The 21057-nt window shown below is 47.7% G+C and carries 21 protein-coding genes; 15 read left to right on the top strand and 6 right to left on the bottom strand.

Annotated elements, in window-relative coordinates:
- Positions 1–19: 19 nt before the first annotated feature.
- Genes CVV44_05930 through CVV44_05915 form a run of 4 tightly spaced genes read left to right on the top strand, consistent with a single transcriptional unit; the run spans position 20 to position 3973 of the window.
- Complete coding sequence (locus CVV44_05930; protein PKL40129.1) at positions 20–1099, top strand: branched-chain amino acid ABC transporter permease; 1080 nt, start codon at positions 20–22, stop codon at positions 1097–1099.
- Between the two features lie 41 nt (positions 1100–1140).
- Entirely contained in the window at positions 1141–1905 is a 765-nt protein-coding gene (gene livG / locus CVV44_05925) for a high-affinity branched-chain amino acid ABC transporter ATP-binding protein LivG (GenBank protein PKL39758.1), read from the top strand.
- Positions 1898–2659: a branched-chain amino acid ABC transporter ATP-binding protein gene (gene livF, locus CVV44_05920; protein ID PKL39757.1), complete on the top strand. Its 762-nt coding sequence runs from the start codon at positions 1898–1900 to the stop codon at positions 2657–2659. Before livG ends, livF begins: the two co-directional genes overlap by 8 nt.
- A gap of 15 nt (positions 2660–2674) precedes the next feature.
- On the top strand, positions 2675–3973 hold the full coding sequence (locus CVV44_05915) for a phenylacetate--CoA ligase (protein ID PKL39756.1): 1299 nt from the start codon (positions 2675–2677) through the stop codon (positions 3971–3973).
- A 106-nt stretch (positions 3974–4079) separates the two neighbouring features.
- Here CVV44_05915 and CVV44_05910 read toward each other — a convergent pair whose 3' ends face one another.
- Positions 4080–5900 (bottom strand): long-chain fatty acid--CoA ligase, encoded by a 1821-nt coding sequence (locus tag CVV44_05910; protein PKL39755.1) that lies wholly within the window; start codon positions 5898–5900, stop codon positions 4080–4082.
- Between the two features lie 315 nt (positions 5901–6215).
- On the opposite strand from CVV44_05910, the gene CVV44_05905 reads away from it, so the two are divergent.
- Positions 6216–7406 carry an OmpA family protein gene (locus tag CVV44_05905; protein ID PKL39754.1) on the top strand — a complete coding sequence of 397 codons (1191 nt, stop codon included), beginning with the start codon at positions 6216–6218 and terminating at the stop codon, positions 7404–7406.
- Between the two features lie 23 nt (positions 7407–7429).
- Here the strand turns inward: CVV44_05905 and CVV44_05900 are convergent, their stop codons facing one another.
- The gene (locus tag CVV44_05900) at positions 7430–9193 is read right to left on the bottom strand and encodes a hypothetical protein (protein ID PKL39753.1); all 1764 of its coding nucleotides are present in this window, start codon (positions 9191–9193) and stop codon (positions 7430–7432) included.
- Between the two features lie 199 nt (positions 9194–9392).
- On the opposite strand from CVV44_05900, the gene CVV44_05895 reads away from it, so the two are divergent.
- The 3 genes from CVV44_05895 (at position 9393) to trxA (ending at position 11728) form a co-directional block, all read left to right on the top strand.
- Entirely contained in the window at positions 9393–10688 is a 1296-nt protein-coding gene (locus CVV44_05895) for a phenylacetate--CoA ligase (protein ID PKL39752.1), read from the top strand.
- Between the two features lie 19 nt (positions 10689–10707).
- The gene (locus tag CVV44_05890) at positions 10708–11142 is read left to right on the top strand and encodes a hypothetical protein (protein ID PKL39751.1); all 435 of its coding nucleotides are present in this window, start codon (positions 10708–10710) and stop codon (positions 11140–11142) included.
- A 232-nt stretch (positions 11143–11374) separates the two neighbouring features.
- Positions 11375–11728, top strand: a complete 354-nt coding sequence (gene trxA / locus CVV44_05885) for a thioredoxin (GenBank protein PKL39750.1) — start codon at positions 11375–11377, stop codon at positions 11726–11728.
- A 189-nt stretch (positions 11729–11917) separates the two neighbouring features.
- Here the strand turns inward: trxA and CVV44_05880 are convergent, their stop codons facing one another.
- Positions 11918–13168, bottom strand: coding sequence for a hypothetical protein (locus CVV44_05880; protein ID PKL39749.1), 1251 nt, complete (start codon positions 13166–13168; stop codon positions 11918–11920).
- A gap of 398 nt (positions 13169–13566) precedes the next feature.
- On the opposite strand from CVV44_05880, the gene CVV44_05875 reads away from it, so the two are divergent.
- The 7 genes from CVV44_05875 (at position 13567) to thyX (ending at position 18934) form a co-directional block, all read left to right on the top strand.
- Entirely contained in the window at positions 13567–13848 is a 282-nt protein-coding gene (locus CVV44_05875) for a hypothetical protein (GenBank protein PKL39748.1), read from the top strand.
- Positions 13849–13850: 2 nt separating this feature from the next.
- Positions 13851–15167: an electron transport complex subunit RsxC gene (locus CVV44_05870; protein ID PKL40128.1), complete on the top strand. Its 1317-nt coding sequence runs from the start codon at positions 13851–13853 to the stop codon at positions 15165–15167.
- 13 nt (positions 15168–15180) lie between these two features.
- A complete protein-coding gene (locus CVV44_05865) occupies positions 15181–16257 on the top strand; it encodes a hypothetical protein (GenBank protein PKL39747.1) in 1077 nt (358 codons plus the stop codon).
- A 99-nt stretch (positions 16258–16356) separates the two neighbouring features.
- Entirely contained in the window at positions 16357–17049 is a 693-nt protein-coding gene (locus CVV44_05860) for a hypothetical protein (GenBank protein PKL39746.1), read from the top strand.
- On the top strand, positions 17046–17636 hold the full coding sequence (locus CVV44_05855) for an electron transport complex subunit RsxE (GenBank protein ID PKL39745.1): 591 nt from the start codon (positions 17046–17048) through the stop codon (positions 17634–17636). Before CVV44_05860 ends, CVV44_05855 begins: the two co-directional genes overlap by 4 nt.
- 4 nt (positions 17637–17640) lie before the next feature.
- The gene (locus CVV44_05850; GenBank protein ID PKL39744.1) at positions 17641–18240 is read left to right on the top strand and encodes an electron transport complex subunit RsxA; all 600 of its coding nucleotides are present in this window, start codon (positions 17641–17643) and stop codon (positions 18238–18240) included.
- A 55-nt stretch (positions 18241–18295) separates the two neighbouring features.
- Positions 18296–18934 carry a thymidylate synthase (FAD) gene (gene thyX / locus CVV44_05845; GenBank protein ID PKL39743.1) on the top strand — a complete coding sequence of 213 codons (639 nt, stop codon included), beginning with the start codon at positions 18296–18298 and terminating at the stop codon, positions 18932–18934.
- Positions 18935–19018: 84 nt separating this feature from the next.
- Here thyX and CVV44_05840 read toward each other — a convergent pair whose 3' ends face one another.
- From CVV44_05840 to CVV44_05830, 3 genes are all read right to left on the bottom strand, one after another.
- Positions 19019–19483, bottom strand: a complete 465-nt coding sequence (locus CVV44_05840) for a chemotaxis protein CheX (protein ID PKL39742.1) — start codon at positions 19481–19483, stop codon at positions 19019–19021.
- A gap of 72 nt (positions 19484–19555) precedes the next feature.
- The gene (locus CVV44_05835) at positions 19556–20689 is read right to left on the bottom strand and encodes a hypothetical protein (protein PKL39741.1); all 1134 of its coding nucleotides are present in this window, start codon (positions 20687–20689) and stop codon (positions 19556–19558) included.
- Positions 20690–20862: 173 nt separating this feature from the next.
- Positions 20863–21033, bottom strand: coding sequence for a hypothetical protein (locus tag CVV44_05830; protein ID PKL39740.1), 171 nt, complete (start codon positions 21031–21033; stop codon positions 20863–20865).
- Positions 21034–21057: the final 24 nt, after the last annotated feature.

Here is a 21057-nt window from a genome sequence, read left to right as displayed (position 1 = left end):
GGAACGCAACAGGAGATATATGCCCGTTGTGCTGCTGGCCCTGGCCGTGGTCCTGTTCCAGGCCCTGGTAAGCATTACCGGCAGTGAATATATTCTGACGCAGATGACCATGTCGGGATATTACATACTGGTCATCGTGGGCTTAACGGTCCTCATGGGGTATACGGGCCAGATATCCATCGGCCACGCCGGTTTTTTCGCCATTGGCGGATACACCACGGCCGTCCTGACGACGAAAAATCTTCTTGCTTTCCAGAACAGTCCCCTGGCCGCATTTCTTTTAAAGTGGGGACTGGCTGTGCACACCACGGACCTCTATGGTACAACGATTGCGCATGTATCGCCCTGGGTTTCCCTTGTCGTGTCGGTTTTGATAACGATGATCATATCGTTCCTCATCGGGATCCCCATATTAAAGCTGAAGGGGCATTATCTCGCCATGGCCACGCTGGGATTCGGGACCATTATCTATCACCTGGTACTTGGCTCCCGGCTTTTCGGTGAGGCCGACGGTATATCATCGGTACCTTCTTTTGTTATAGCCGGTCCCCTGCGTATTACCGGTGATACATCCCAGCGTATCGCGAATTATTATATCGCCTGGTTTATCGTCATCGCCGGAATAATACTTCTGGTCAATCTCATCAACTCCAGGGCCGGCCGGGCTCTCAGGGCCATTCACGGCAGCGAGGACGCCGCCAGTGCCATGGGAGTGAACACGGCCCGGTACAAGCTGTCTATATTTGTGCTCAGTGCGGTCTTCGCAGCCGTGGGCGGAGCTCTTCTCACGCATTTTAACGGCAGTATTGGTCCTTCCGAATCCAGTGTGGTAAAATCGATCCGGTACGTGGCCATCGTTGCCGTGGGCGGGATGGCGAATATCTGGGGCTCCCTGACCATGGGGCTGCTTCTGAATTTTCTCTCCCTGCGGGGATATCTGGGAAGCTATGATGACGCCTTTTTCGGCCTGATGCTCATCGTGATTATGCTGTTTTTCCCCGATGGACTGCTCACCAGGGAGACACTGGGAAATGCGGCGGGGCTGATAAAAAGCCTGAAGAAAAGACTGACCGGCAAAGACAAGGGTGTGCATAAATGAAGCGGTATGTAGCAAAAAATAAGGTTGAACCCTGAAAAATCATGAATATACTGGAAGTCAGCAATCTCAGCCGTTCCTTCGGAGGACTCCGCGCCGTGGACGATGTGAGTTTCTCCGTTGAGAAAAACATGATCAAAGCCGTTATCGGTCCCAACGGCGCCGGTAAGACGACCCTTTTCAATCTCATTGCCGGTTCCCTTAAAGCAGATTCAGGAAAGATACGCTTCAATGACCGGCAGATTGGGAAACTGCCTCCGTATAAAATCGCTTCCTGCGGCATAGCCCGGACATTCCAGAATATCAAACTCTATTCCCATATGACGGTCCTGGAAAATGTTATGGTGGGACGGCACGTGCGAAGCAGATCGGGTTTCTTCTCGGGCATGCTGTCACTCCCGGCCACGATGAAAGAGGAGAAAGCCATCAGGCAAAAGTCCATGGAGCTCCTGGAGATGCTGGAAATCGGCGACCTGGCACAGCATGACGCTACAAGTCTTGCCTTTGGCCAGCAGCGCACCGTTGAGTTTGCCCGCGCCCTGGCCATGGAGCCCGAGCTGCTGCTTCTCGATGAGCCTGCGGCCGGGCTTAATATTTATGAAACGGCCGGGATCGCCGGGACAATACAGCGCATACGGGACTGGGGCATAACCATCCTCATAATTGAACATGACATGTCGCTCATCATGGACATATCGGATGAAATCGTGGTGCTCAGTTCAGGGCGTAGAATCGCCCAGGGGACTCCGGAAGAGATACAGAAAAATGACGAAGTGATTAAGGTATACCTGGGAGAGGACAATGCTTAAAGTCAGGAACCTTCAGTCGGGATACGGCAAGCTCAGGGTGCTGAAGGGGATTTCAATGCACATCAATCCCGGTGAAATTGTCAGCATAATCGGTGCCAATGGAGCGGGTAAAACGACATTGTTGCAGACCATTGCCGGCATCATAAAAACCAGGGAGGGCGAGATTCTCTTTGAAGAGAGAAAACTGCACCAGGCAAGTCCGGAAAACATCGTCGCGGCGGGCTGCTCTCTTGTTCCCGAAGGCCGCCAGGTCTTCAGCACCATGACCGTGCGGGAGAATCTCCTGCTGGGGGCCTACCCGCTGCGGAGAAAAAGGGAAGGGCGGCTTATCCGTGAAGAGCTGGATAACGTATACTCTCTCTTCCCCCGTCTCCTGGAACGAAAGGAACAGCTGGCAGGAACGCTTTCCGGTGGAGAGCAGCAGATGCTGGCCATCGGGCGTGCGCTCATGGCCCGGCCGAAACTCATAATGCTCGATGAACCATCCATGGGACTCGCTCCCCTCATCGTAAAGGATATTTTCAGCATCATCGTGAAACTGAGAGAACGCGGCAACACCATACTGCTCGTGGAACAGAATGCCCGGGCCGCGCTTCATATTTCGGACCGGGGATATGTCATTGAAACGGGACAGATAATGCTGGAGGAATCAGCCGACGAACTGCTCAATAATAACGACGTGCAGAGGGCTTATCTTGGCAAGGATTATAAGAGCATCGGCGACGTCAATGGTAACAGGCCCGAGAGGCAGTAAGATAGGGAGGTACGCATGATTCATAATGAAAAATTTGAAAAGATGCCCCGCAGGGAACTGGAACAGCTGCAGACGGAAAGGCTGCAGAGCACTCTTAACAGGGTCTACCGCAATGTGGAGTTCTATCGAAAGAAGTTCGATGAATGTAAAATTGACATAGAAAAAATAACCGCCATCGATGACATTAAAAACCTTCCCTTTACCACCAAGGAAGACCTGAGAAACAGCTATCCTTACGGCATGTTCGCCGTACCTCTCCGCGACATTGTGCGGATACATTCTTCGAGCGGTCGTACGGGGAAACCCATCGCCATCGGTTATACCCGTAATGACCTGAAAAACTGGTCGGAAATCGTCGCCAGGCTTCTCGTGGCAGTTGGTATCACAGAGCAAGATTTTCTCCAGATTGCTTTTGACTATAGCATGTTCACCGGGGCTTTCGGGATTCATTATGGAGCAGAATCCCTGGGGGCATCGGTAATCCCCTCCTCATCGACCAGGAAGATCGGCGACCAGATTATGATTATGAGGGATTATAAAACCTCGGCACTTCTCAGCACTCCAAGTTACGCCATCGATATCGCCAATAACCTGAAGGAGATGAACATCCATCCCGAGGAACTGAACCTTCGGCTCGGCATATTCGGCGCCGAGGCGTGGAGCGAAAAAATACGAGCCGGCATAGAGGAAAAGCTTCACATATCGGCCTTTAATCATTACGGGATCAACGAGCTCGTGGGTCCCGGAACCTCGGGCGAATGCCGGGAAAAGAACGGACTGCATATCAACGAGGACCATTTTATCGTAGAAGTGATAGATCCCCATACGCTTCAGCCCGTTAGTCCCGGCGGGGAAGGGGAACTGGTTTTTACCACCATCACACGCGAGGGATTCCCTCTCATACGATACCGGACCGGGGACCTTTCGTCTCTGATTGACGGACCCTGCGCCTGTGGAAGGACCTTTGTAAGGATGAACCGCGTGGCTGCGCGCACCGATGATCTCATCGTGATCAAGGGAATCAATGTGTTCCCGGCCCAGATAGAAGAGGTCCTGCTCAGGTCCGAGGGTGTCGCACCCCATTTTCAGATCATCATCGAGAACGAGGATGGGATAGATACAATGGAAATTCTAATAGAGGTTTCGGACAGCCTGTTCAATGATGAGATAAAGCGGCTGATGGAAATGAAAAGCAGGATGTCTAAAATGCTGCTTGCGGATATCGGTATTGCGGCGCGTATTACCCTGGTCGAACAGGAAACATTCAGAAAAACCTCGGGCGGCAAACCCTACGTGGTCATAGACCGTCGTTAACAGCCCCGGTATTCGTAAATCCCCTGAATAAAAAAAGCTCCCGGAGGTGACTCCGGGAGTGAATGTATTAATCAACCAGAATAATTATTAGAGGAATATGTTAAGCTTATTCAGGGGGATACATGGCTTCAATAGCGTCCTGGTACTTCGTTTCGATCACCCGGCGTTTGACCTTGAGTGACGGGGTAAGCTCGCCTGTATCCTGCGTCCATTCCGCGTCGAGAAGTGAAAACTTGCGTATCTGTTCGACGCGGGCGAATTGTTTTGTGTATTTTTCGATCTCGGAACCGATGAGTCCGATGACCGATTTGTTTTTGACCAGGTCATTGTTGTCGGTATAGCTGATGCCATTTCTCTTTGCCCACGTGGTAAGGCCCTCAAAAGCGGGGATGACCAGGGCGGAGAGATATTTCCGTCTGTCTCCTATAATGGCGACCTGCTCAATATAGATCGATTCCTTGAGACTGTTTTCTATGTTCTGGGGCGAAATATTTTTTCCGCCGGCGGTGACGATGATGTCCTTGATGCGTCCCGTGATGGCCACGTATCCTTCATTGTCGATAACGGCCATGTCTCCGGTGCGAAACCATCCGTCCTTGGTGAAGGCCTCTTCCGTGGCCTTTTTGTTCTTGTAGTATCCCTGCATGACCTGGGGACCCTTGATGAGCAGTTCCCCTTCGTCGGATATCTTCTCTTTTGTCTCGCTCAGAGCGGGGCCGATGGTTCCCGGTTTGATTTTCCAGGGGGTATTCACGTTGGTTACCGGCGTGGTTTCCGTGAGACCGAATCCCTCGAGAATGCGCAGGCCCATGCCGATGAAAAATTCCGCATCGGAGATGGACAGCGGCGCGCCGCCGGAGACTATGTATGAGATTTTGTCCATGCCCAGGGCTTCTTTTATTTTGGAATAGACCAGTTTGTCAAAGAGATTGTACTTCAGGGCGAAGAGACCCTTTCTCTTCCAGCCGTTACATTCGTAGGGAAGGTTTTTCGCCGCGGTTTTCGTGGCCATTTTAAACATGAACTGCTTCGCTTTGGACGCTTCGGGAAGCCGTGTCAGTATGGTGGAATGAATCTTTTCATACACGCGCGGCACGCTTACCATGAAGGTGGGGCGTATGGCCTGGAGGTCCGCGAGGAGAGTGGAAAAATCCTCGGCAAAGGCGACTGAGCATCCCGCGCACATGGCCATATAGTATCCCGACGTCCTCTCAAATGAATGGGACAGGGGAAGCAGGGAAAGGAGCCTGTGCCCGTCGTGAATATATTCCTTAAAATCGTTGAGAATCTGGCGGACGTCCGAGATGAAGTTATCATGGGAGAGCATTACTCCCTTGGGATTCCCCGTTGTCCCCGATGTATACATTATGGTGGCCAGGTCTTTCGGTTTTACCGCTTTGAGTCTCTTTTCAAAATCTCCTTTCTTGTTGTATGCTTCACCGCTTTTCATGGCATCGGCAAAGGTGGCGACTTCGCGTTTTTTTACCTGGACATCGTCGAAAACAATGATCTTTTTCAGTTTTGGAAGTTTCTTTTTTGCTTTCAGGGTTTTTTCCATCTGGTCTTCCGAACCGCAGAAACATATGATAGCCCCTGAATGATCTATGACATAATGGGTTTCTTCAACGGAATTGGTGGAATATATGGGGACATTGATGGCTCCTATGGAAAGGATCGCCAGGTCGGCAATCCACCACTCGGGCCGGTTAGCCGAAAAAATGGCAACCCGGTCTCCTTTTTTAACTCCCTGTGAAAGGAGATACCATCCAATTTTATGGACCATGTCATTCATGGCGCTCCAGGACAGATCGCGATATTTTTTATCCGTGCCGTCCTTATACTGAACACAGACTCTGCTCCCGTATTTTTGCGCCTGACTCTGAAACACGACAGGAATTGTCGTATTTTTTAAATCCTGCAAAGACATATGACGCTCCTCTGTATATTGAATTGTGAGAAAAACAAAGCCTTCCAGTGACTCCGCTAACAAGTAATAATTAGGGTGAAAAAAAATCAATTAAAAAACCGGCTGGTCAGTATTTTTTATTGGAGATTATATCGTGATAGTAAGACTATAAGACGAAATATAAGTGTCTTCCCGCGCCTCTCTTTTACCCTGTCGATAATACTATATAGTGTGGAATCATTATGCCGATACTATAAGACAGGATAAATTCCATCCATGGTCTTCCCCTACTTCAATACAGATTAAGATGCGTATATGCATCAGTGAGGTTATACGATGAAACGTGGCATGTGCTTATTGATGATGATATCCCTGGCGGGCTCTCAGGTTTACGCGGGACAGCTCAGGTGGAATATCCCCCTGAATGAGCGCCTGGAGATCGTGCGCACCGCCAGGGTCAACTACTACATCAATGCCCGGTTGAACCGCACACATGAGGAACGCAACATTATCGATCTCACCTGCTATGAGCAGGGCAAGGATGCCAGCAGGGTGAAGGGTGTCTTTACGGTTTTTCAACGCGAATCGGGAGAGACCGTTTTCACCGTAAGAGAACAGTACAATGCCGATTTTTCCATAAGTCCCACGGGGCGATTCATCGTTGATGCAAAATCCTACATGCCCAACCTTCGTCACGTGCCGTCCTTTCCCGATAGAGAGGTAAACACCGGTGATACATGGACCGCCCCGGGCGAGCTGGTACTGAATAATTTTTCCCGGGCCTTCAAACTTATTTTTCCCGTAGAATATGTTTTTTCCGAAGTGGAGAAAATGGCAGGGAGCGAGATAGCGGTAATCAAATATAAGTACGTTATCGACATGGATCTTCGGGGGAGTAAATATCCTCGCGATTTTCCCGTAAAGATAGCGGGACGGAACGACGGTGTCATCCGCTGGGACATGACGCAGGGCACGCCCGTGGAATACCGGGACACGTACCGCATTGTTTTCGCCTTTGGGACCGGGCAGACCGGTATTGACACTCACGAATTCCGCATGAATATTGACAGCACCAATAAGCTCTACGCTGCAGTTACGGAAAAAGAAAAGGAGAAGGCCAGAGAGGAAATACAGAAGGTCCTGCCTGGCGGCAGCGGCATCGATGTGGATACGGAAAAAAGAGGGCTGGTCCTCCGCATGGGCGAAGTGCTCTTCGATTTTGATTCCTCTGCCATACGCGCCGATACAAAAGCGACCCTGGAGAAAGTGATAGCCCTTCTCCGGGAAAAGTATCCCGACAGGGAAATCATCGTTGAGGGGCATACTGATGATATGGGCAGCTACAATTACAACCAGAATCTTTCGAAGGAGCGGGCCCGCACCGTGGCGGAATATCTGAAACCCCGCATGGGTCATGATAAGTTTTCATACCGGGGATTCGGGCCGGACAAGCCCATGGCCGGCAACGATACAAAAGAGGGGCGGCAAAAAAACCGCCGTGTTGAGATAATCATCAAGCTCCACTAACCGGGCCTGCGGTCAGGCGGAAATTACGGCTTGATCATATCTACCAGGGTGAGATCGTTTTTATTCAGGACGATTATCTGCTTGTCGTAGCGGTTGATATAGATATAATCGCCGAAAAAGCTGATAAAGGTGTCTTCATTTATCCACTCGCCGGAGCGGGCCACTATCTTGAAATTGAGGTCATACTTGCCCAGGTAGTAGCGCCCGCTTTCTACCATGATGGCGTAGATATGGTCTTCGCGGATCTCGATAAAACTCCGCCAGAATACGTCATCATCGCCGGAACTGATGGGTTTCAGGGTTTTGCGGTCGATGAGGGTCAGTCGGTGCCCGGACTGGTGGTTGCCCAGGTGTGTTATCACCACAATGCCTTTGGAAAATATATCGTACCGGCGGCCGCATATGTTATCGATGGGTGATTTAAATACGATTTTTCTCGAGGCCGGATCTATCATGTAAAGCTCATTGTTGTAGTGGCCCCCCTGCAGGTATTCCTTTACTTTCAGATAGTAGAGCATGGAGTCGTAGATATTTTCATCAAGCGCTTTTTCTCTGAGTTTGTTCTCGCGCAGATCCAGTTCCTCCTCGCGTTTATTCAGCTCTGTTTCCTTTTGTTCGAGTTTTTTTTCCCCGTCACCGGCGCGTATTTTTGTTTTACCGTCACCGTCCTTTTCCAGTTCTTTTTTTTCTTCGGCGACTATCTTTTTCTTATCTTCAAGCACCCTGTCTTTCCGTTCGGCCGAGTCTTTTTTCTTTTTCAGTTCTTCCTTTTTCTCCCGGATCTTGTCCTCGTCCGCCTTTCTTTTCTGTTCCTCTTTTTCCAGGCGATTCCGGTCTTCCTCGAGTTTTTTTTCCTTTTCTTTTATCGTTCCCTCTTTTTTTCTTTTTTCACCGCTTTCCGGCTGTGATTTCAGTGTATCCTTTTCTTTGCGCAGTAATTCCTTTTTGTTTTCCAGATCCTTTTTCTGCCGCTCGTTTTCATCTTTATTCTTTTGGATCTCTTTTTCTTCGGTGGTAATTATTTTTTCCTTTTCCGCAATGAGGATTTTTTCCTTTTCCAGCTTTGTCGTTTCCTCTTCAATGTTGCGTTTTTTCAACTCGTGGAGGTCTTTTCTTTCATCGATGCTGCTTTCATCTTTGCGAACCTGGTCATTGACATTCCTGTCGGAGATAGTGAAGGGGTCGATCTTTCCCGGTTCTCCCGGGCCGGTTCCCGTGAGAGGGATGATGAGCTTTGTTGCGCCGGGCCAGCGGGAGTAATGCGTGGATATCCCGGCATTTTTAGTGTTTATGTGCTTCATCATGAGGCTTTTGTATTTGCCCCGGAAATAGTCCACGTTTCCGCGGTAAATGGCGTTATAGTAGGATATAAAGAGGGCCAGGGCCCGGGCCTCCTCGCGGGAATATCCGTACATCTCCGTCAGGTAGGCTGCGGTGATCCTTCTCACGTTGATGATATGCCCTATTTTTGCTTTGCGGTCAATGGAGATGATGTCGGCCTGGAATTTGCCCGGCTCTTCGTCGGAAAGAATGCGGATGACGGAATATTTTCCATAGAAACCGTAAGGTGTATTGGGGCCCGCTTTTTTTACACCGCGTCCCAGTTGCAGTCCTATTTCCTCGATGGCCCTTACGGAATCCTTTTTGCCATATGCGCCTTTGTAATTAGTAAAGGTGACCTTTCTGGTTTTTATCTCTTCCCTGTCAACCTCCAGCGATCGGGTAATGGAAGGATAGAAGAGATGCAGCATGGTAATTATGAGGGCGGCAGAAACGGGCTTTCGCATACGGAGCCTCCTGTGCAGTACAGGATAAAGTATTTTCCGCCGTATGCAAGCCAAAAATATGGTTCCGGCTGAATAATCATAAATTTCCTGACAGTCAATAAGTTATTGACAAGTAAAAAGAATCTATTTACAGGAAAAATCAGATTGCGCCGGGTTTACCCGGCTTATAATTTATCAATAAGCACTTGAAGGACCGGCCATGTACTGGAATAAGGATATTGAAGCCATCGATAGAAAAAGCCTGGAGCAGCTCCAGTTCAGGAAGCTGAAGACGGCCCTGGAGTCCGCCCGCAGGACTTCGTATTATAAAAAGATATTTGATGATAACAATATCGACATCGACAGAATAACAAGCCTGGACCATCTCAGGGATTTGCCCTTCACATCGAAGCATGATCTCCGGTACAGCTATCCCGATGGCATGGTGTCCGTTCCGCGGAGCGATATTGTGCGCATGCATGCCTCATCGGGCACCACGGGGAAATCAACGGTTATATTTTATACACAGAAGGACATAAACGACTGGGCCGACCTGGTGGCCCGGTGTATGATGGCCACGGGAACGACCCGCGACGATGTTTTTCAGAATATGATGGGATACGGGCTCTTTACGGGAGGCCTGGGTCTTCATTATGGTGCTGAAAGGCTGGGCTGCATGGTCATCCCCTCGTCGACGGGAAACAGCCTCAAACAGATTCAGCTGATACAGGATTTCCAGACCTCGGTAATTCATATAACGCCCAGTTATGCCCTGCATCTCGTGGAGGTCATCCTGGAGCACGGTATCGATCCCCATGACCTGTCAATAAGGAAGGCATACCTGGGGGCGGAACCCTATTCCGAGGGAGTGAAGGACAAGATACAGGAGCAGTGGGGCCTTGAAGCCTATAATTCCTACGGGATGTCGGAAATGAACGGTCCCGGCGTCGCCTTTGAATGTATCCATAAAAACGGCATGCACCTCTGGGAGGATTTCTATATAATGGAAATCATAGATCCCGATACGGAGGAGGCTCTTCCCGACGGTGAGGAAGGGGAACTGGTTCTGACCCATGTGAATCGCGAGGCCATGCCTATCATTCGGTACCGGACCCGGGATCTCACCAGGATCATACCTGAGCCGTGTCCCTGCGGCAGAACTCACCGCAGAATATCGCGTATAAAGGGGAGGACCGACGACATGCTCATTGTCGGCGGTGTCAATGTTTTCCCCTCGCAGATAGAGACCGTGCTTATGAAGATCCCCGAGGTGGGGAATAATTACCAGATCGTGCTTGACCGGAAGAATAACCTGGACAGGATGCACATTAAGGTGGAACTCTATTCCAAGATGTTTCACGGGGACCTGAAGGGACTGAAAAACCTCTCGGCGAAAATAACCGAGGAGCTGCGTGCTCTCATTACGATAAATCCTCTCGTTGAACTTCTTGAACCGGGATCATTGCCGCCAAGCACGGGAAAGGCCGTTCGTGTCATAGACAACAGGGAAATATAATGCCGCATAATAAGGGAGGATGAGTATGCCGAAACAGATATCCGTTTTTGCTGAAAACAAGCCGGGAAAGATAAAAAAGATTACCATAGTTTTGGAAAAGAAGAACATCAATATCAGGGCCATCACCATTTCCGATTCCGGCGATTACGGCATAATCAAGCTCCTGGTGGATAAACCTTTGGAATGCTGTGAGGTCCTCATGGAAGAGGGTTTTGCCGCCACGCTGAAAGATATCGTGGCTGTAAAGATCGACGATACGCCCGGTTCGCTCCGCAGGGCATCATCGGTACTGGCCGATAATGATGTCAATGTTGATGATGCCTATGGGTTTATCCTTCAGGGAACCAAAGAAGCCGTTTTTGTTTTCCAGGTGGAAAATGTGCAGCGGACCGAAAACATTCTGAAGGATCAGGGCTACGACGTGCTCACCGACAATGAATTATATCTAATCTGAACAGCCTCAAAGTGAAGCGATTGCCGGTTTAACAATGCTCTCAGACCGGCAAAAAAACTAAAAAAAATAATACTTTCCACTGGAAATAGTTGACAATGACAAATAATATCTGTATCTTGTATTTAAGAAATTTAAAAAATATTTAAATAATAAATAACGGGATATACAGCATCAGTCCTGAAATCAGGCGGCAAATGATCCTGAAAAAAATGAGAAGGAAGGGGATTCTATTATGGAACACTTGAACGTTGAAACTTTTAAGGAAAAAATCTTTGATTTTGAAACAAAGAAAGAATGGGAATATGCCGGGGATCTTCCTGCGGTTATTGACTTCTATGCAGACTGGTGCGGTCCCTGTAAAATGGTAGCTCCCGTACTGGAAGAACTTTCCCGGGAATATGAGGGAAAGGTGAATATTTACAAGGTGAATACGGAGCAGGAGAGGGATCTGGCTGCTGCCTTTGGAATATCAAGCATTCCCAGCATACTTTTCATTCCCATGAATGATAAGCCCCAGATGGCGGCAGGAGCGCTTCCGAAACAGACTTTTGTTGAGGTTTTTCGTGATGTGCTGAAAATTCAGTAAAAAGCGGATTTCGTTCCGGTAATAGAATAGCCATGCCCTGTAAAACCGGAATGGATATAATGCCCTTAAATACATTATATATAGAGCAACCTTTTAATGCACAACTGCTGGCTACCGACCGGCAGTTGTGCATTAATGGGGAGTGAAAAAACAAGAAAATTTAAAAACAGGCTCCTGCCGGGATGTCCTTCAAAATATCCTGATGTTGAAGCCTAACTTAATGTAATACCCGATGCAGGTATTGTTTTGTGAATTATTTATTATTTTTTCAACAGGATATGCCGGTGTTCCTGTTATAGTTTCATGTATTTTCTCTACATCTACATTATTGAAATAGCTGGAATAAACCTGACCATCAATGCCGATAGAAAAAACAAGTTCCATAAAACGGGAAATATACACTGTTGTGCCAACTTCACATTTTAAAATGAAGGCATGCCCGACAGGCTTTAATAGATATTCACCAGAGATGCCATCTGATCCATCGGAATAATCATAATATAATGAATAACTTTCTTTTTGTTTGTTAAATCTATATCCTATTCCCGGAGCGATGAACAGGTGGAAGCCGGTTAGCGGAAATTTATACATGGGAAAGATGGTTACATCAAAACTTTCTGACTTTCTATCATCTACAATTAAATTTTGACTATAGTTAACACCCGAAGCAATGTCATCAAACTCACGTACTGATGTATCCAGGTACAGCATATAACTAAACTCTGCCTTTAATTCAAAATTGTGTAAGAACTCATATCCAGCCGATATGATGAGTGAATGAGTTAATATCTCAGCTCCTTTGCCTTGAAACTTATGAATACCATCCGAGGAATCGTAAACCAGGGAGGGCATTCTATAATTGGGATACAGGCCGAACTGATACAACAGGCCAATGGAAAACCTGTTTCTCTCATCGTCCTGCAGGTAAGTGCGTACAGGAATGGCATAGCTCGTGCCAGCAATTTTATTGGTGAGTTTGACTGATAGTATCCTTGAGGCCAGTTCAAAATCATCCTCTTTTGTGCAACGTTCCGTTTCAGCCACATCAATGCGACCCGATTCAACGTCCACGACCTTTGCTGTGATGACATAGACATTTCCCGTTTTATTCACGGTACCGATGATGATTTTTTTTGCCGACAAAAGTTTCCCCATCTCTACGGCGCAGGACTGGTCGGTGCATCCCGTCTTCTGGAACCCCTGTTCGTTCAGTATGGCTCCGACCTGACTCCGTTCGATAATGGTGAGTTCCTTTTTGTTGGCCATTTCGATGCCGATGAACTCAGAAACGGCGATGGTGGAAAATTTTGAGGTGTCATTGGCCTTGAAATCCATTACGGCAATTCGTATTTCAGCAGGTTCGGAAAATGCCTGCAGAGTAAAGCCGGATATTAGCAGCAGGATCGTGATGATATTGATTTTTAAAGAAGTAGCTGTCATGATTATCGCCCTGTAGTTGATATATTAAATTTTGTATTGTTATTAAAATAGTGTTTTTTAGTCAAATGAAATATTATATTTATCGCCCGGTTTATGGGTTTATGGGGGTGCCCTACTGTACTTCGTGTAAACATATAAAAAAATGATATTATTCAGCTCGCTCCCCCCTGTGCCTCTGTATCTGTGGAGATATTCTTTAAAATATTTCCTGGACTATAAGTATTTCTCCCGCGATCCTTAATTACTTAAAAATAAAAACTGCTTGACTGATTCCCGATTAAAAATTGTATTGAAAATTCTGTGTGCGTCTCAGCATGGTTACCCTTGACAATATCCTGTACATTGTATATTAGGTAAAAAACATCTCAAAAGGTGTTAATTAAGGAAGGTATATCTCAATGTCAAAAGAGAAGATTTTTTGTTCCAACTGTCAGCATTGTATTGTCATCAGGCAGTACGAATCAGAGCCCGACAGGTACGTTCTCAGGGTCAAATGCCTGAAGAAAAAATGGGTTAAACGGTCCGGTGAGGAAAAACTCTACAAGTATTTTACCGTGGCGCGCCGTATTATGGAAGATTGTGAGTATTATGCCCCATCAGGAGAGCTTTTCCCTTACATCAAAAACCTGAGAAAAGAACTTCCTATTAAAGACGAGATCTATTCTACCAAGGAAGTCTGATGATTTTTTCCAGCTTTCGGGGAGGCATTCATCCTCCTGAAAACAAACATATAACCGAGGGGATGGCTTTTTCCAATCTGGTCATCCCGAAAACCTGTTATATCCCGATGCAGCAGCATATCGGGGCCCCGGCCAGACCGATTGTGAAAGTGGGTGATATTGTTGAAGAAGGACAGCTCATCGGTGAGGCAACGGGATTTGTCAGCGCCAATGTACATGCATCGGTGCCGGGAAAGGTCGTTGATATCGCCGAAACCCTGACAGTCTACCAGAAACAGCCCACAGTTATAATCGAGGCCGAGGGCGCCTTCACTTCTTCTCATGCTGCCCGCGACGACAGAAAAATTGAGGATATCACGGCAGAAGAAATTCTCGTGAAGATCCGCAGTGCCGGTATCGTGGGCCTGGGCGGTGCAGCTTTCCCCACGTCGGTAAAACTTTCGCCCCCTTCGGAAACGGCGATCGATACGCTGATCGTAAACGGAGCTGAATGTGAGCCTTATCTTACTGTCGATGATATGCTCATGCATACCTTCCCCAGTCAGATAATCGAGGGAATTCAGATAACACTGAAAGCCCTGGGGATCAAAAAGGCCATTGTGGGCGTGGAAAATAATAAAATCGGCGCAGTAAAGGTGCTTCAGAAGGCCCTGCTGGAAGTAAAACCCCGGGAAGACATCAGCGTTAAGGCGCTTCGGACCAAGTATCCCCAGGGAGCAGAAAAACAGCTCATATATACTCTCACGGGAAAGGAAGTGCCTTCGCGCGGACTGCCCATGGATGTGGGTATTGTAGTTCAGAATATAGGCACTGTTTTTGCAATCCGCGAGGCGGTTCTTTTTGATAAACCTCTTTTTGAACGGTATATCACCGTATCAGGAAAGATGATAAATAAACCAGGCAATTACAAGGTCCGCATAGGCACCAGGATATCCGAAATCGTTGAGGATTGCGGCGGCCTGAAGGGAGACCCGGCGAAAATTATCATCGGCGGCCCCATGTGCGGTCTCAGCGTGCATTCCATGGATATACCCGTGGTGAAAGGTACCTCGGGAATATTATTTCTCTCGCGCGATGAGGTGAATATAGGTGATTTTTCACCATGTATTCGATGCGGGAAATGTGTCGCGGCCTGTCCCATGGGTCTTCTGCCCTGCGATCTGGGCACGGCTGTGGAAAATAACAGGTTTGACCTGGCGAACAATCTGAATCCATCGGATTGTATTATGTGCGGTTCATGTTCCTACAGCTGTCCGGCGAATAGACCTCTCAGTCATTTCATAAAGCTGGCCCAGGAACGCATCAAACAAAAAAAATAGTAATGGTACCGGTATGTCTGAGAATGGAAACAAAGTATCCAGCGCCCTGCTTGCGGTTTCAAGTCCTCCCCATATACGTGTCACAAATTCCATTCCCTCAATAATGTGGACGGTCGTCATTGCCCTACTTCCCGCCATGGCTTTTTCAGTTTATTCATTCGGTCTCAGGGCGGCCCTTGTTCTTTTGACCGGTGCCGTGTCCGCTGTCATCGCCGAGGCCATCATGCAGTTTCTGCTGAAAAAGCCCGTTACAGTGAAAGATGGTTCCGCGGTTATTACGGGAATTCTTGTGGCCATGAATGTGCCTCCCCAGGCCCCGGTATGGATGGTGTCCATCGGTTCTTTTTTTGCCATTATCATTGTAAAACAGCTTTTTGGCGGCCTGGGATTCAATATTTTCAACCCGGCCCTGGCAGCAAGGGCCTTTATGCTGGCCTCCTGGCCGGTGCAGATGACCACGGGGTGGCACACCTTTCAGGGAGTCAGTGTCCTGGCTGGGAATGTGCAGAACACTATGGGGCTTCCTGAAAAGGCCTTTGATGCGCTTACGCAGGCCACACCGCTCACCGCCTTCAAAGAAGGGGCCAAACTTCTCGGTGAATATAATATCACGATTCAGCAGTTCAGCGACTTCCTTTTTTCACCGTCAATGCTAAAAACACAGTTCATGGGGAACATGGGTGGCTGTATCGGGGAAACCTCGGCCATGCTTCTGCTTCTCGGCGGCATATTTATGCTTTATCGAAAAGTGATCACCTGGCATGTGCCGGTGTCCTTTATCGGCACCGTGGGCATTCTGACCCTGGTCTATTATAATCTTATCGGCTATCCGTCGCCGCACATGGTGGCCCTGTCAAATATCCTGTCGGGAGGTCTTTTTCTCGGGGCCTTTTTTATGGCCACGGACATGGTGACATCGCCGGTGACGGGAAAGGGCATGCTGCTTTTTGGCATGGGCTGCGGCATTATTACATTCGTCATAAGGATCTGGGGCGGGTATCCCGAGGGAGTATCATACTCCATACTCCTGATGAACGCATTGGTTCCGCTCATAGACCGGTTTTTGAAACCGAAGCTTTTCGGAACATGAGTTGCATGGTAAAGAGCACCTGTCGGGAATATTTTTTCGGGGTGTTTTTTTTAAGGATATTAATGTGTATAAACACGTGATGGAATAGAAAGAGTAATTATGATGAATACTATTATCAAGCCCACATTAATTCTTACGGCTGTTGCTTTTATTGCTGCATTTGTGCTCTCGCATGTAGAGAAAATTACCTATCCCAATATTTTGAAGCAAAAAAAAGTAAAACAGGATAACGCTCTCCTTCTCATATTGCCCGGCTATAAGATTGTTAAAGAAAATAAAACTGAAATTGACCACGCGGCGTTTCATTACTGGATCGGGGAAAAGGAAGTTGATGGAAAACCCGTCAAGGCATACGCCTTTATCGCCGCCAGTGCCGGATACGGCGGTCCCGTAGAATCCATCGTAGGTGTAGATGAGAATAACAGGATACTGGGAATCTCCATCCTGAACCAGACCGAGACGCCGGGCCTGGGAGCCCGCTGTATGGAAATTGCCAGCCAGAATACATTATTCGGCAAACTAACGGGGGTTAAAAATGGTGATGACGGAAATATGTTGCCCTGGTTCCAGGAGCAATTTTCCGGTCTAAGTCTGGACAGCGGCATTAATATTCTGAAAAAGGGAGACTGGTCTCCGGCAATGAAGAATGAGCTCATGGAGCGTAATGCCATAACATCGATCACCGGCGCTACCATTACGGGCCGGGCCGTTATCAGGAGTCTTGATTCAGGTTTTAAAAAACTGCAGAAGGCCTTGTCGGCGGAATCGAACAGTGCGGGGGGGCAGAAATGAATTACTGGTCGGAGTTTAAAAAGGGCATATGGGCAAAAAATCCCATTCTGGTCATCGGCATCGGCATGTGTCCCACCCTGGCCGTATCAACGTCGGTTTCCAATGCCTTCTGGATGACACTTGCCACAACCTTTGTCCTTACGGGTTCCAACCTGATCGTTTCCCTTGTGAAAGGATTTGTCCCGGATCACATACGGATGCCGATTTTTATCAGTATTATCGCCACCTTTGTTACCGTTGTGGAACTGATGCTCAATGCCTTTCAGCCCGGTGTGTACAAGGCTCTGGGCATATTCATTCCCCTCATCGTGGTGAACTGCATAATCCTGGGAAGGGCCGAAGAATTCGCGTCAAAAAACGGTATCATAACTTCCATTCTCGATGGCCTGGGTATGGGGCTCGGCTTTGGTCTGACACTATCCGCTTTGGCCTTTGTCAGGGAAAGCCTGGGAGCCAACAAACTCTTCGGCCTGACGCTTATACCGGGCATGCAGCCATCGACGGCCATGATCCTTGCCCCGGGAGCATTTTTTACATTGGGGCTCATGCTCTGGGGCATGAACGCCATCAATTCTCGCAAAGGGTAATGCTATGGAAATAAAAATTCTTCTCGGAATACTCATCAGCACGATTTTTATAAATAACTATGTCCTCTCCCAGATGCTGGGACTTTGCCCCTTTCTCGGTGTATCGAAAAAGCTTGATTCAGCCCTGGGTATGGGACTGGCAGTAATATTCGTCATGGTAATGGCATCATTTTTCACGTATCTCATCTACAAGTTTATTCTGATTCCTTATGAAATCGTGTATCTCAGTACAATATCGTTCATCCTGGTCATTGCCGCGCTCGTACAGCTTGTCGAGATGGTCATCCAGAAGGTGTCGCCGTCTCTGTATCAGGCCCTGGGAATTTTCCTTCCCCTCATTACGACCAACTGTGCCGTGTTAGGCGTAGCTTTGCTTAATATCAATTCGGGATTTATAACATCAAAAATGGGACTTCTGGAATCTGTGGTGCAGGGACTTGGAGCCGGACTGGGATTCACCCTGGCGCTTCTTCTCATGGCGGGGATTCGGGAACGCCTGGAGCTTGCCGATATCCCCAAAAATCTTAAAGGGCTCCCCATCACTTTCATTACAGCGGGACTTCTGGCCCTGGCCTTTCTCGGTTTTTCAGGAATGAAAATTTAAGTGTTGCCGGAATAACGACGCACCCGGCGTCTATTTACAGGACTGGTGTTACTATATGGAAATAAATAAACCGGAAGTGAAACTTCTTGCAGTCACTCCCAATGCGGAAAAACTCATCGAAGAGGCGGGCAGAACCTGTTACCTTTCCCTGGACCGGATTACGGAAAACAGTTCCGATAATTTTATCCAGGCTGCCATTCGCCGCGGACACCTCAGTATCATAGAACATGCAAGCGCCACATTCAGAATACTGGGAGCATCACGGGCCTTCACCCATCAGCTGGTGCGGCACCGCCTGGCCAGCTATTCACAGCAGTCCCAGCGCTATGTCGATGAATCGGAATTTAACTATGTCATTCCGCCGTCGATCATGGAGAACGACGAGGCGGCCCGTATATTCCGCGAGTATATCGAAACATCGCGGAAGACTTATGAAATGCTGCGGGAAGCGGGAGCCAGAAAGGAGGATGCCCGCTTTGTCCTTCCCAATGCCCTGGAAAGCCAGATAGTTTTTTCAGCCAATTTCCGTGAATTCAGAACTATTTTCTCTCTGCGGCTCGAAAAGGCGGCGCAGTGGGAGATACGCCGTGTGTGCCTTGAAATGCTAAAGGCCCTGCAGAAAGAGGCCCCATCCATTTTCGGTGATTTTATCATTAATGAAGAGGAATGGACGGCTCGCTCTCACTATAAATGAAAAACGGATTTCTATGATGAATGAGAATCAAAAAGGCGGCCTGCAGGGCCGCCTTATGTATTATCAAGCGGGATTATTTCTTTTTTATTTCAGGGCGATGTTCATCTCCAACTGGCCCATGGGGCTGTAGAGGTTGATACCGAGAGTAGTTTGTTTTATCATGGTTATGGTAAAATTCTTCCCTTCCACAACAGTCGGGGTGGTAATTTCTATGCTTTTACCCGTGGTGGCGAAGAGGTTCATGGCGTTACCCGTGATCATATTGGCGAGCTCGCCGATGATGTCCTTGTACTCCTGCTTTATCTGTTCCTCGGAAAGTCCCGGGGCCAGGATATCGGATATTTTTTTTACCATGTTAAATTCCATGCTGTAGACAACCTCGCCGGTCACGGCACCGGTGATGCCGATGATTATGGCAATATCCATGGCTGGAGAGGGGCTTTCCTTAATTACCAGCTTGCCTCTTCGGAGGTCTACGTTGAGGATTGATTTAAAAACCGCGCTTGCCGCTTCAAGAAAAGGATTAACATATTCAGCATTTATATTCATCGGCCTTGCAATTCTCCTTGTATGGGTGAATATCGTATGTTTGTATCAGTTATACTATATTACAGAGAAATATCAATCAGTTTTTAAATTTTTTATTATTTTTGATTCCTCGTTGAGCTTCTGCATCAGGTTCATTGAAAGGGCGTTCAGCCGTTCATATTGCATGCGCTTCTTAATGGAATCAAGTTCCTTGTCATCGGGTTCCGATTTAGGAATTTCGCTCATGACAGGGGTAAAGATAAACAGGCCCGAAGGCGTTTTGATGACCTGGGAAGCTGATCCTTTTTTGAGGATGAGACAGTTGTCCCGGAACACCGGTGAATTTGCCAGGAGAGTCAGGGGTTTCCCGTCTTTTTTTGAGTCCTGGGGCTGTTCACCTATTTTAAAGACGGTGGAAAGTCCCTGCTGGCCCTGCAGTATGGCCGCTGCCGCAGTAAAAGATCCGTTATTTGCCGCCAGGGCATTTATTCTCTCTATTATGCTATCTTCAACGGCTTCCAGTTTCCGTTTTTCCAGCTTGGCTTTGATTCTGTTTTTATCGGTTTTAGGATCTTTCAGATCTGCAGTACTTATTTTCATTTCCCGGGATATTTCCTCTTCTGTAACGTTCAATGCCCGGGCATATTGTTTTTTCAGGTCTGCTGCCGCCAGGAAAGCGTACTGAATCTGGAGTTTTGATTTGTCGGCTATATATTCTGCCCGTGCATCATCGTTGGTTATTGAAAGACCCATGCCGATCTGGCGGTAAAAACCGCTTTTAGTCATGTCATTTTTAATCAATTTATAGAACTCCGTGAAGCTCAGGCGGTTCTGTTCAAGAATGAGCTTGAAGCGCTCAGGACTGTATTTACCCGTTGCAGGATCTTTAAAATCATCCATCTCTTTGATAGTGCGCATGATATACTCATCGGTAGAGGTAAAGCCGAGTTTTTCCGCATACTGCAGAAGAAGCACTTCCGCTATAAAATTATTCAAAATCATGTCTTCCATTTCCTTGCTACGGAGGTTGCGGAATCTCGTATCGCGGTATCGCAGGAAATCGAGGACATGGACTTTTTTCCCGTTGACTGTGGCGACGATGGTCTTATCGAGTCCGATCCGTGAGAGAAAATCGGGCATTCCAAAGGAAATAATAATGATGAGGAGGAAAAAACCGATTACGGTATAACCTACGAAACGAACAATGGGTGATCTGGAATCAAACATGCCTTACCTTCTCCAGCTATAATAATATTTACATCTGTTGTAATGCGTCGAGGAGTATGAATTGAGAATTCCATTTTAGCGGAATACTCATGTCAATCAATAAATATCTGTACAATAATAATTATTTATGGGGTCCCCATGGCAATAAATAGAATAATAACAGGTCCTGTGCGCTATTTCTGCGGCATCTCGGCTTCATCAATCAGCATGACAGGAATTCCATCCTTGACGGGATATTTTCTGCCGCACTCCGTGCAGATGATTTTTTCATTTCTTGCGTCGTATTCAACATCACCCTTGCAGGCTGGACAGGCTAAGATATCGAGAAGCTTTGTATCGATCATTGAATTCCTCCTGGTATTTTTTCA

The organism is Spirochaetae bacterium HGW-Spirochaetae-1 (assembly GCA_002839375.1).
In the GTDB taxonomy this organism is placed as follows: domain Bacteria; phylum Spirochaetota; class UBA4802; order UBA4802; family UBA5550; genus PGXY01.
This window is presented reverse-complemented; position numbering and strand designations above follow the sequence as displayed.